Raw genomic sequence first — 12,882 nt, forward strand, 5'->3', positions numbered from 1 at the left:
CATGCATATCGAACCAGCGAGCCAGCAGAAACTCCCGATCACGATCCTCACCGGTTTCCTCGGATCAGGAAAGACGACACTGCTCAACTACATTCTCACCGAGCGTCACGGTCACCGTATCGCGGTGATCGAGAACGAATACGGCGAAGTGGACGTCGACAGCGACCTGGTGCTGGCCTCGGACGAGGAAATCTTCCAGATGCAGAACGGCTGCATCTGCTGCTTCGTCGACGTGCGCAACGACCTGATCGACGTGATGAAGAAGCTCCTGAGCCACAAGGACAAGTTCGACCACATCATCGTCGAGACCTCGGGTCTTGCCGACCCGACGCCGGTCGCCACCGCTTTCTTCGTCGACCGTAGCGTGGCCGACGAGGTGGAGCTCGACGCCGTCGTCACGCTGGTGGACGCAATGCACATCGACCAGCATCTCTACGATCCGGTGCTCGACGGCAGCGACAACCAGGCGGTCAACCAGATCGTCGCGGCCGACCGCATCCTCGTCAACAAGATAGACCTTGCCGGGGAGGATGCCCTCGGTTCGCTGGAAACATCGCTGCGCAGGCTGAACCAGACAGCACCCATTCTGAGGTCCAGCTACGGCAAGGTGGATCTCTCCAACATTCTCGGTGTCAAGGGTTTCCGGCCGTCCTATGTGCGAGAGCGGGCGGAAATTCTCGACATCGACATGGATGACGATCGCGATGCCGAGCACCATCATCACCATGATTGCAAGGAGCCGTGTTGCGACCATGCGCATCACGACCATGGGCACCACCATCATCATGACCATGGACGCGCGCAGGCAACCCCCCTTCGGCCGCACCAGCATGACGCGACGGTGAAATCCCACTCCTTCGTCTATCCCGAAGCCTTCGACGGCGAGAAGCTTGCAGGTTTCCTCAAGGGCTACCTCGGCGAGCACGGCGACGACATTTTCCGCACAAAGGGCATCGTTTCCGTTGCCGGAGACGACCGCTTCTTCGTGCTCCAGGCCGTGCACAAGCTCGTCGATTTCCGCCCGGACCACGCCTGGGGCGAAGACAAACGGAAATCGAAGTTCGTGTTCATCGGCCGCAATCTCGACCGCGAAAGTATCGACAGAAACTTGCGTGCATGCCTGGTGCCTTAGCAGCGAATCTCCACGCCGGACGGCGCTTGCGTAAGCCTTTCTGTCTGAGCCGCCCGCGCCCCTCCAGCGCGGGCGGTTGCTGCTGCTTTCAACGACAAAAATAACTTCAAAAACAATTGGTTAGCTAATTTTTTGAGTTGACAAGAATGGCGCGAAGTGGTTCCTTTGAAGGCGAGTAGAAGCACCGACAATTGCTCACCGTCTGTTGGAAGATGAGGCTGCGATGTCGATGCTGATCACCAAAGGAACACCCGGTTGCCCCGCCCTGGGAGCTTATGCGCCGGCCTGTTCCCTCCGTCTTCGGCATTTCCTGAGATCGCGGATCCAGGCCTGGCTTTGGCCGGCATGGCGTTCATCGCGCGGCCCCGCATCGACCGGACCCTCTACGACAGGAGAAACCTATGATTATTGACCTGAGCTGCTATCCCACCGATCTGGTGGACCTGGCTTGGCGACACGACGGACCGCCGTTCACCGGCGACAAGCTGCTGAAGATGATGGATGGCCCCTACTATGTGAACGGCAAGCCGCGCCGGATCGACAAGGCCTTCATTCAGCCGCCGCAAGGCAACACCATCTACACCCACGAGGTGATGGATCTCGAGGGCAAGGCCGCCATCCGCCAGTACATGGCCTACACGGAAAAGATGGTGACCGAGCACCCCGACCGCTTCCTCGGCTGCTTCGTCTACAACCCGCGCTACGGCACCCAGAACGGCGCCGAAGAGATCGAACGCTACGCCAAGGAGTTCGATTTCAAGATGGTGCAGCTGCAGGCGAACATGCACGCCTACCGCCCGGACCGCGCGCTCGACTGGCTGCGACCGGCACTGAAGAAGTGCGCGGATCTCGGCCTGATGGTGAAGGTGCATACCGGTGACGGACCGTACTCGATCCCGACGGAGTTCTATCCGATCATCCGCGAGTTTCCGGAGGTCAACTTCATCCTGGCGCATTTCGGCGTTCAGACCGGCGGCGTCTACGTGTTTGAGCCGATGCAGATGGCACTCGACACACCGAGTGTCTACGTGGAATCCGGCTGGTGCCTGCAGTCGCGCATCGTCGAATTCGCCAAGGTTCTGCCCAAGCACAAGATCCTCTTCGGCTCGGATACGCCGCCGAACGAACCGGGCATGTGGATCAACCTCCTGGAGGTTCTCTGCCACGAGCCGCCGCAGGGCCTGAACCTCGATGAGGATACGCTCGAAGATTACCTCGGCAACAACGTCGCCCGGATGATCGGGCTGGAAGCGACGAAGCCACCGGCCACCGTCGAGGAAGCCGAGGCGTATCTGCGCCAGCACGGCGTCGCCCTTGCCGCGTAAATTTGAACGGAGTGAACAATGATCATTGATACCCATCTTCACCCGACCAACCTCGTCGACGAGGCGTGGCGTCACACGGGCGAGCCCTTCACCGGCGAGCGCATGCTCAAGCTGATGGACGGTCCCTACATGATCAACGGCAAGCCGCGCCGGATCGACATGGGCTTCATCCAGCCGCCGCCGGGCAACACCGGCTACCGCGACGGCAACCGCAAGGGTCGCGACGGCATTCGCGACTACATGGCCTATTGCGCCGAGCTTTGCCAGAAGTACCCGGACCGCTTTATCGGCAACTTCAACTACAACCCGCGCTGGGGACCTGAAAACGGCGCTGCGGAGCTGGAATTCCACGTCAAGGAATACGGTTTCAAGATGTTGAAGCTGCACGCCAACATGCACGGTTATCGCCCCGACCGCGCGCTTGATTGGCTGCGTCCGGCGATGAAGAAGTGTGCCGAACTCGGCGTCGTCGTGCTCATCCACACGGGCGACGGCCCGTACACCATCCCGACGATGTTTTATCCGATCATTCGCGAGTTCCCGATGGTGAACTTCATCATCGGTCACTTCGGCATCCAGACCGGCGGCAACTATTCGTTCGAGTCCTTCTGGATGGCGATGGATACCCCGAACGTCTATTGCGAGTCCGGCTGGTGCTTCCAGTCGCGCATCGTGGAGTTCGCCCAGCAGTTGCCGAAGAACAAGATCGTCTTCGGCACGGACAGCCCGCCGAACGATCCGGGCATGTGGCTGCGCGAACTGGAAGTGCTCTGCAAGGATCCGCCGCACGGCATCAACCTCTCCGAGGACGATCTCGAAGGCTATCTCGGCAACAACATCGCCAAGCTCGTCGGCATCGATCCGTCGCCGCCGCCGCGCGACCTGAGGGACGCTCAGGCGCGTCTGAAGGATAGCTATGCCGGTGTCGACCGGGCCACGGGCAAGCACAAGGAATTTGCCTGAGTAAAGACGACGGCGCCCATTCCGGGCGCCGTCACCCCCCAGTCGCGTCGAGGCTAAGATATGACCCAGTACCACAAGCAAGATGTCCGCAGCTTCCTCGCCGACTACAGGGCGGAGCACCCCGAAGATGTCATCACCATCGACCAGCCGGTCTTAGACGATCAGGATGCGACAGCGCTGATCTGGAACCTGGCTGAGCGGGGGCGACATCCCATGCTGCACCTGAAGGATGTCAGCGGCGTCGGCAGCGAGGTCCTCTGCAACATCTTTGCCTCACGCGATCGTATCGCCCGTCTGCTCGGTTCGACCGCCGACAGGTTGCACGAGGCCTACCAGGCGCGCGCCAACCGGCCGTTCACGCCGGAAGTCCTGAAGGAAGGTCCGATCACCGAGGAGATCGTCTCGGGTGATGCCGTCGATCTCAACGCGTTGCCGATGCTCAAGCACTTCGACACGGACCGGGCGAAATACATCACCAGCGGCATCATCATCGGCGAGCATCCCGAAACCGGCGCCGGCAATCTCAGCTACCACCGCGCGATGATCCATTCGAAGAATTCGCTCGCCACCTCGCTGCATTCGCGTGGCCATCTCTGGCGGCTGATGAACATGGCCAAGGAGAAGGGCAGGCCGATGCCGGTCGCGATGGTCATCGGCGGCCATCCGCTCTTCATGATCGCAGCCTCTGCCCGACTTGCCTTCGGTGAAGACGAACGTGATGTTGCCGGCGGCTTGATGGGCGAGCCGCTTCAGGTGGTGCGCACACCAAAGTACGGCATTCGGGTTCCCGCCCATGCCGAGATCGTGCTCGAAGGTGTGCTGGATCCCGAGGCGCATGTGGAGGAGGGGCCGTTCGGCGAGTTCACAGGCTATTCCTCCGACCGCTCGACCAACAACCTTTTCACCGTCGAAACCGTCATGCGCCGGCGCAATGCCATCCTCGTCAGCGTCGCCGGCGGCAATTCGGCCGAACACCTCAATCTCGGCCGCGTGCCGCGCGAGGCCGAGGTGGTGGAGAAGCTGAAGGCGCGCTTTCCCTCCATCACCGCGGTACACTACCCCTCGTCGGGCACGCATTTTCACGCCTACATCGCCATGAACCAGACGCGTGAGGGGGAGGCGCGGCAGGTCATGCTCGGGCTTCTTGGCTGGGACCAGTACCTGAAGACCGTGGTCGTGGTGGACGCGGATGTTGATATTACCCGCGACAGTGAGGTGCTCTGGGCGCTAGCCACTCATTTCCAGCCGCACAAGGACGTCGTGATCATCGAAGGCCTGCCAGGCAATGCGCTCGACCCCTCCGCCAGCGGCATCGGCACGACCTCGCGGATGGGGCTCGATGCGACGCGCGGCCCGAATTTCCATGGCGTGCGCGCCCGCATCAGCGACGAGGCCTGCGCGCGCGCCGCAGCACTCCTGAAAAGCGCGGGATAGGGCCATGACGCATCCAAGACGCATGATCGTTGGCATTTCGGGCGCGTCGGGCGTGGTCTACGGCAAGCGCATCCTCGAACTGCTGCGTGACCTCGAGATCGAGACACATCTGATCATGTCGCGTGCGGCCTGCATCACGCTTGCGGCCGAGGCGACGTTTTCCAGACAGGACCTCGAAGCGTTGGCGACGACCACCCATTCCAACAAGGATATCGGCGCCGTCTGTTCCTCTGGCTCCTACAAGACGCTCGGCATGATCGTCGCCCCCTGTTCGGTCAAGACGCTGGCCGAGATCGCCACGGGCACGACGGACAACCTCATTTCCCGTGCGGCCGACGTGGTGCTGAAAGAACGTCGTCGCCTCGTCCTGATGCTCAGAGAAACGCCGCTTCATCTCGGCCATATCCGTAACATGGCGCATGTGACCGAGATGGGCGGCATCATCTATCCGCCTGTCCCAGCCTTTTACGCGAAACCTCAGAGCATCGAAGACATGGTCGACCACACCGTCGGCCGCGTGCTCGATCTCTTTGATCTCGATCCGGGTATCGTGCGCCGCTGGCGGGGAACGCAGGGAGTGGAGTGAGATGACGATCCGCATCGCCGCCGATCCGGAAACGCTTTCGCCAGAACCGCGCGCTGCCTTCCTGTCGGACGATGCAATCGAAATACTGTCTTTCGCCGTTCGATCGCTCGAAGAGGGGCAGTCGACGGCCCTCATCACGCTCGTCGAAATTCGTGGCGGCGCTGCGCGCGCCCTCGGCGCGCAAATGGTCGTGCGCAGTGACGGTCTCTATTGCGGTTTCGTCTCCGGTGGTTGCACCGAAGCGGCCGTGGCCGCCGAAACCATCACCGCTCTTGGAAAAGGCCTTGATCGCACGCTTCGACTTGGCGAAGGGTCCCCGTTTTTTGATATTGTCCTGCCCTGTGGCGGCGGCATTACCCTTGCGATCCATGTATTGGCGGACGCGGCCGTCTTGCGCCAGGCGCTTTCCACCCTCCAACGTCGCTCGCCGGTGGGTCTACGCTATCATCCTGGCAAGCGCGCCCTTTCGCTGCAGCACGGCAGCGAGGCAAGCGGCTGGTACGGCGAGAGTTTTGTGCGCGCCTACCGGCCGAGGCCGCGGGTCATCCTCGCCGGCACTCCGCTCGAGATCGATGCGGTTGCCCGCGTTGCTGTTGCGGCCGGCTACGAGACAGTCGTGCTCGAGCGCGGGCAAGTGCTTTCGCCTTACGAACTAGACGGCGACACCGCCGTCGCGCTCCTCTTCCACGATGTTGATCGCGAGTTGCCGCTGCTTGATGTGGCGCTGACGTCGAATGCGTTCTACATCGGCGCCCTTGGCAGCCGCCGGACCCATGCGAAACGCTGCCAGCTCCTGCGTGACTACGGGGGAGATGAGCGTCTGCTTTCTCGCATCAAGGCGCCGATCGGCCTGTTCGACAAAGCAAGGGATGCACGTTCACTCGCAGTTTCGGTTGTGGCCGATATCGCACACGCGCGCCTGAGGCTCGACTGGACGTAGGTCTCCCCATCCGAGGATAAAGGGTGCCGATAACGTCGCTCAATATGTCCATCTAGGCGCGATCGACGAACCCGGCCAAGCGCTCAAGACCGAACATCATGGCGTCGACGATGCTCCTCGACTGGGGAACCGCATGACCAGCGGCGCGGCGATTGGGATACTTGTCTCCGCGTCACGACCATGACGCTCGATGGAGTTGGAGGTCGCCGGGGCGTTACCTCTTACCACTTGTTGACTCACTCGCGGTTGAACAATACCTTGCGAGTTCGGTCGTTAGGCTTGTCCTCTACATGACGGATCAATCTCTTCAGCGTCGCCTTGCCGCCATCGTCGTTGCCGATGTGGTGGGATATTCACGCCTGATGGAGGCTGATGAAGTCGCAACGCTGGCGGACCTTAGGAAACTCCGTTCTGGCGTTATCGAGCCGGCTGCGATGCGTCACAAGGGTCGCATCTTCAAGGTCATGGGCGACGGATTCCTGATCGAATTCGGTAGCGCGGTGGACGCGGTCGCAGCAGCGTTGGAAATGCAACGGGCCACCACTCTTGTTGAAGCTTCCGCAGACCGGCGCCTGCTTTTGCGTGTAGGGGTCAACCTGGGAGATGTCATCGACGACGGTTCAGACGTCTTGGGCGACGGTGTCAATGTCGCGGCGCGCCTAGAGACGCTGGCCGCACCGGGAGGTATCTGCATTTCAGCCAAAGTTCACGGCGAGATCGTCGGCAAGATCGGCGACCGTTTCTTTGATGCAGGCGAACGCTACCTAAAGAATCTGGCTCGCCCGGTCCACGTGTGGCATTGGCCGGATGCGCTGCAGAGGATATTGCCGCTGCCCGAATGTCCCTCGATCGCTGTATTGCCGTTCACGAATACGAGTGGGGATGAAGCGGACGCGCCTTTCGTCGACGGCTTGACCGAAGACCTGATCACCGACCTTTCCCGTACAGCCGGCCTGTTCGTCATCGCGCGCAATTCCGTCTACGGCTACAAGGGCAAGCCAGTCGACGTACGGCTCGTCGCTCAGGATCTCGGCGTCCGCTACGTCCTCGAGGGGAGCGCCAGACGCGCCATGGGCCGTGTCCGCATCAATGCACAATTGATCGACGCGATCGGCGGCCAGCACTTGTGGGCCGACCGGTTTGACAGGACGGTGGAAGACGTTTTCGAACTACAGGATGAAGTTAACGCCAAGATTGTTGAAGCCCTCATCGGCCGACTGACCATCCCGACGCAGCGCAATCGGCCGAAGAATTTTGAGGCGTACGATCTGTGTGTGCGCGCCCGCCTGCTGACGGAAGAGTCGCCGCAAACTGCGCGTGAGGCTTATGTGTTGCTTCAGCGCGCGGTTGAGCTGGAGCCATCATATGCCGAGGCGCTCGGTCTGCTCGCCTATAATCGTTGGCTGGCCTGGACTCACTTCGGCGAGCCCGATGATCCGAACCGTCAGATGGCGGTGACGTTCGCGCAGAGGGCGGTCGACCTGGACCCCAACGATGCCGGCTGCCGTTACGTTCTGGGGACTATTTTAGCTTATGAGCGGCGATGGGAGGAATCAGAAGCCGCATTCGCCAAGGCCCTGGAGCTAGACCCCAACCACGCCGACACCTGGGCCGCCATGTCGGACATGTCCGTGCTGGACGGCAGGGTTACCGACGGACTGGCACAGATCGAAAAAGCTCTGCGGCTCAATCCCTATCCAGCCTGCTGGTATCTTTGTCATCTTGGGCAGGCGCAATACGCCGCGCGTGACTATGAGGCGGCAACGGCTACACTGCGCAGGAAAGACACGTATCGTACCAACTCACGCAAATTCCTGGCTGCGACGCTTGCGCAATTGGGCCACCTTGAGGAGGCGCGGCGAGAAGCAGAATTGTTCCTGATCGCCCACCCTCATTTCACGATCGGCCATTGGCTCGGCTCCCAGCCGCTGCGCGATGCATCTGTCCGGGACCACTTTGCAGACGGCTTCCGAAAGGCTGGTCTACCGGAGATGTGACAGCGGGGAGGATGGGCAATCAGCCTGCGGGCAACCTTATCCTTTTGACTAGCGACGTTATCGATGCGCCCATCGCGCACAGCGGCGTGTCGACCAGGACAGACGGTCGCTTTGGCAGTTACTGGCCTTGTGCGGACAGCGGACGCCTTACCGCTACTGGAATTGCATGCGAACGCTATCGGCTGGCGGCGGTGAAGACCATAGCGTGCACCATACGCGACTGAGATCGTTTGGAGTTGGTCCTGTGCGGAAATCATCATGCCGTTAGGTTGGATTCAATCGGCAGTGTGAAAACAAACGTCGATCCTTGGGGCTCGTTCTTTTGTGCCCACAGGCGTCCGCCGTGGGACTCGACGATCGACCGGCAGATCGCCAATCCCATGCCCATGCCGTCGTTTTTCGTGGTGAAGAAAGGTTCGAATACTCTGTCGAGGTTTTGGACCCCCGTGCCGCAATCGCTCACGGCGATGCGGATTGCGTCTTCGATACGCGTCGCATGCAGGCTGACGATGCGCCGATCCGCCGTGGATGTCATCGCTTCTATGCCGTTTCGGATCAGGTTGACCAGTATCTGCTGAAGTTGCACGCGATCGATAGCGACCGGAGGAAGGTCGCTTTCGACGTCAAGCTGGATGCGAACGCGCCGCCGCATGGCTTCTTCGACCAAAAGGTTGCGCACTTCGGCAATGACGCTGTCCACCGTTGTGCTCATCCCGGGCTCCACGGATCTCGTGAACAACGCGCGGATGCGGCTTACCACGTCTGCGGCAGCATTTGCGTCGCGCGTGATGCGTTCTACCGTCCTTTGCGCTCGCGCAAGGTTTGGCGGCTCAGCAGAAAGCCAGCGTTGGCATGCATGGGAATTTGTCACGATCGCTGCCAACGGCTGGTTCACCTCATGGGCGATCGAGGCGGAAAGCTCGGCGAGGCTGGCGGCCTGAGACGCACGCGCAAGACCATCGCGCGCGGCCCGCAAATCCTCCTGGGCTCGAACTTCGCTGTCGATGTCGATGCAAATGACGTTCCACTGGACGATCAGCCCATCGGCGTCCCTCATGGGCGCTGCCCGGGTCTCCACCCAGCGATACTCTCCGTCCGACCGGCGAAGTCGATGCTTCTGCGCATAGGGCGTACCGGTGGACAAGGCATCGCCGCAGTTCTCATGGACCTGAGGCATATCGTCGGGATGGACGGCAGCACCAAGCGGGTCCGACGGTCGTGCTTCTCCCGATCCATCGGGCGCTTCCAACTTGTATCCCAGATACTCGCGAAGCTGTTCGCTGCGGTAGACAGGATCACCGTTCGGGTCGGTGCATTCGACCATCGCAGGCAAGGTTTCAATGAGTTGACGAAGCGAGCGCTCGCGTTCACGCAAGACCTGTTCGACGCGGAGCTGATCGTCGATGTCGTGACAAATGCCGAACCATTGCAGGATCTGGCCGTTGGCGTCCCGCAAGGGAGCGCCGCGGCCCGACATCCAGCGATAGACGCCGTCGGAACGGCGCAGCCGGTAGGTCAAGGAGAAGTTTTCGCCGGTGGCAAAGGCCTCTCTCAGCGTGGCATCCATCTTCGCTGCGTCGTCCGGGTGAAGCGCGGCTGTAATCGCAGCGGGGAGAACGCTGCCCGATCCCTGATAGTCCTTCACGTCATGTCCGAGGAACTCGATCAGGCTCTTGCTGAAGAAGACCGGGTCCCCATCAGAGTTTAACCGCCAGAGTGGGCTCGGCACCATGTCGACCAGTTGCGAGAGTTCTCGCTCCCGATCGAAGAGCTGTTGTTGGACACGCACTTCATCGTCGACATCAATGGCAACGGCATACCACTGCACGATCGTCCCGTTTTGATCGCGTAGTGGCTCGCAGCGTCCGTCGACCCATCGGTACGCCCCGTCGGCGCGCAGCATGCGATATCTGTTTGAGAAGGGTTCACCGGTGGAGAAGCCGTGCGTGGCGTTCTCCCGTACGGATGCGATATCGTCCGGATGGACGACAGAACGCATCATCGCGCCCGCGCGGGTCGTTCCCGGCTTGTCCACGTCGATGGCATCGAATCCGAGGAAGTCTACCAACCGCTTGTTCAGAAAGCTGAGTTCACCGCCGGCGGTCTGCCGGGCTATGAAGGCCGGTACCATATCGACGAGCAGGGACAACTCGCGCTCGCGATCGTACAATGCGTTTTGAGCGCGCATCTGATCGTCGATATCGAGCGAAACGCCATACCATTCCTCGATCTCTCCTTCCTGATTGCGGCGAGGTTCGACCCGGCATTCCACCCAGCGATATCCGCTTTCAATTTCAAGCCAACGAAATCGCAACGTTGCGCTGCTACCGGTCTTAAAACATCTTTGCAGCATGTCTCCGACCGCTGCGGCGTCGTCCGGATGGATCAGCTTCTGAAGCAGACTTTCGATACTCTGCTCTCCGTGCGCCTCGAAGCTTGCGACAACCGAGCGGAAACGGTCCCTGAACTGTTTGTTGAAGTAGACCGAGCCGGTCGATGGCGTCGCGCTCCAAATGCGGACCGGCACTGCGTCGATCATCCGTTGAAGCTGACTCTGACTGCGGCGCAATGCGTCCTCGGCGTGCGTCAGATCATCGATGTCATGGCACATGCCGTACCATTGGACGATATTCCCGGAGTGATCCCGCATTGGCTCTGCTCGGCTCGACATCCAGCGAAAGACGCCGTCGGCCCGGCGCAGGCGATATCGCATGGCAAAGGCTTCACCGGTTTCGAGGCAATGGCGAAGCAGATCGACGAACGCGCCTGCCTCGGCGGGATGCACGGAGGCTTCGACCATGGCTGCAAGCCGGGTTTTTCCCGGCTTGTCCGTGTCACAGATGTCCAGGCCGAGAAAGTCGACCATGCGCTTGTTGAAGAAGGTGGGCTCGCCATCCGGCGTCAAGCGCCAGACGTGGCTTGGAACCATGTTGACAAGCTGCAGCAGCTCCTGCTCCCGTTCGCGCAGTGCAGCCTGAGCGCTCACTGCGTCTTCGATGTCGACGGAAACGCCGTACCACTGCAGAATCGTTCCGGCTTCGTCACGCAAGGGCGCCGCCCGGCTCTCGACCCATCGATGGGGACCGATTGCCCGCCGCTGACGGTACTTTCCTTCAAAGGTCGTACCCGCTTCGAACGCGCGTTTCAGCGCTTCGTCGGTGGCAATACGGTCATCCGGGTGAATGTCCGTCAAGGACCGCTTGCCATTGGCTGCAATCAGATCCGTCAACGCCAACCCGGTCGTGTCGGTGGCCCACTTGTTGAGGTAGCTCGGCGTTCCGTCAGGCGCGGCGCTCCAGATGAGAGCCGGAACGGCGTCGGTCAAGCGTTGCAGCCGCAGTTCACTTTGACGGGCGGTGAGCAACGCCAGTTGGTGCTGCCTGGAAATGGCTGCGACGACAAGCGCCGAGAATGCGGAAATCACGAGGAAGAGCTGCAGCATGACCTGCTGTTGCCTCTGCGATCCGGCGTCACCGATAAACTGGCTGTCTCCGGATATCGTGAGCGCCATCGTAATCAGTGTCAGGAGCGTCAAGGCGACGGCAGCGCCTCGAAATTCGAAACGTGCGGCCGCCCAAAGCAGAAACGGCAAAATGATGTAGGGCGAGGGAAAGAAGCGAGCGCTTAAGGAAAGCGCAGCAACGCCGAGGAAGATGAAACAGAGAACGGCAGCCTCCGTCCAGTGTGCCACGGACAGGCCGGCTTCTCCGCGCCAGGAGCGCACGAGGACCAGTACCAGGGGCGCCACCAGCAGGATGCCCGTTGCATCTCCGATCCAGAATAGTGGCCACACTGATGCGAATGTCTGGAACTTCACGCCGAACCAGGCAAGGGTTGCACTCCCGACGGTCGCGCTTGCGAGGGGCGCTACTCCCGCACCCAGAACAACGAAAGCGAGGACTTGTTGAAGGGTTTCCAGCCGGACGGGACGACCAGTGGCGCTGCTGAGCAGCATCGCTCCGGCGGAAGCGCAGAGTGCATTGCCGGCGAAGATCAAGAAACCTGCAGGAAGCGGGCTGTGAAACCACACGAGCTGGGCAAACATCTCGGCAAGGCAGCCGCTGATGATCCACCATGGCCAGCTGTGGGGAGACGTGAGGATGAGTGTCGCCATGAACACGCCGCCGGGAGGCCAGATCGAGACGGTGATGCCCGGGACGATGGCGAGGACATTCGCAAATCCGCAGCCCAGAACGTAAGCGGCGAAGAACGCGACGAGATGCAAAAGCTGCGGTCGGCTTGATCGGAACCGCCGCCAGTGGGAAGCTCGCTCGAGGGATGGTCGTTCGGTGGGCGCGCGCCGCAACGCGCTTCCCGCAGGCCCCAGCGACGTTCGATCGAGCCCTTGCACCGGATGATCGACCGTCTCTGGATGGCTGTCGCCAATTGCTCTAGAAGCTGATTCCATCGGCTGCTCCGATCGGACAGAGAAAGCCTGGGCACCGTGGGGCCCCACCAAGGCACTGTAATCGAAGTCTGGCGGGGCGAACCAGCCATTCCTCTAA

General features: G+C 61.1%; 8 protein-coding genes. 7 read left to right on the top strand and 1 reads right to left on the bottom strand.

Features of this window, described 5'->3' with window-relative positions; translation table 11 throughout:
- Position 1 precedes the first annotated feature (1 nt).
- The 7 genes from AC3WVQ_RS30435 (at position 2) to AC3WVQ_RS30465 (ending at position 8,377) form a co-directional block, all read left to right on the top strand.
- On the top strand, positions 2 to 1,132 hold the full coding sequence (locus AC3WVQ_RS30435; RefSeq protein WP_492383566.1) for a CobW family GTP-binding protein: 1,131 nt from the start codon (positions 2 to 4) through the stop codon (positions 1,130 to 1,132).
- A 401-nt stretch (positions 1,133 to 1,533) separates the two neighbouring features.
- Positions 1,534 to 2,457 (top strand): amidohydrolase family protein, encoded by a 924-nt coding sequence (locus AC3WVQ_RS30440; RefSeq protein WP_034791747.1) that lies wholly within the window; start codon positions 1,534 to 1,536, stop codon positions 2,455 to 2,457.
- An 18-nt stretch (positions 2,458 to 2,475) separates the two neighbouring features.
- Positions 2,476 to 3,420, top strand: coding sequence for an amidohydrolase family protein (locus AC3WVQ_RS30445; RefSeq protein WP_034791749.1), 945 nt, complete (start codon positions 2,476 to 2,478; stop codon positions 3,418 to 3,420).
- A gap of 60 nt (positions 3,421 to 3,480) precedes the next feature.
- Positions 3,481 to 4,854, top strand: coding sequence for a UbiD family decarboxylase (locus AC3WVQ_RS30450; RefSeq protein ID WP_089045344.1), 1,374 nt, complete (start codon positions 3,481 to 3,483; stop codon positions 4,852 to 4,854).
- 4 nt (positions 4,855 to 4,858) lie between these two features.
- A complete protein-coding gene (locus AC3WVQ_RS30455) occupies positions 4,859 to 5,440 on the top strand; it encodes a UbiX family flavin prenyltransferase (protein WP_034791753.1) in 582 nt (193 codons plus the stop codon).
- Position 5,441: 1 nt separating this feature from the next.
- Positions 5,442 to 6,380 carry an XdhC family protein gene (locus AC3WVQ_RS30460; RefSeq protein ID WP_492383416.1) on the top strand — a complete coding sequence of 313 codons (939 nt, stop codon included), beginning with the start codon at positions 5,442 to 5,444 and terminating at the stop codon, positions 6,378 to 6,380.
- 290 nt (positions 6,381 to 6,670) lie between these two features.
- A complete protein-coding gene (locus tag AC3WVQ_RS30465) occupies positions 6,671 to 8,377 on the top strand; it encodes an adenylate/guanylate cyclase domain-containing protein (RefSeq protein ID WP_492383417.1) in 1,707 nt (568 codons plus the stop codon).
- A 256-nt stretch (positions 8,378 to 8,633) separates the two neighbouring features.
- Here the strand turns inward: AC3WVQ_RS30465 and AC3WVQ_RS30470 are convergent, their stop codons facing one another.
- Positions 8,634 to 12,785 carry a PAS domain-containing protein gene (locus AC3WVQ_RS30470; RefSeq protein WP_492383418.1) on the bottom strand — a complete coding sequence of 1,384 codons (4,152 nt, stop codon included), beginning with the start codon at positions 12,783 to 12,785 and terminating at the stop codon, positions 8,634 to 8,636.
- Positions 12,786 to 12,882: the final 97 nt, after the last annotated feature.

Source organism: Ensifer sp. EB106-05-01-XG146 (assembly GCF_058791875.1).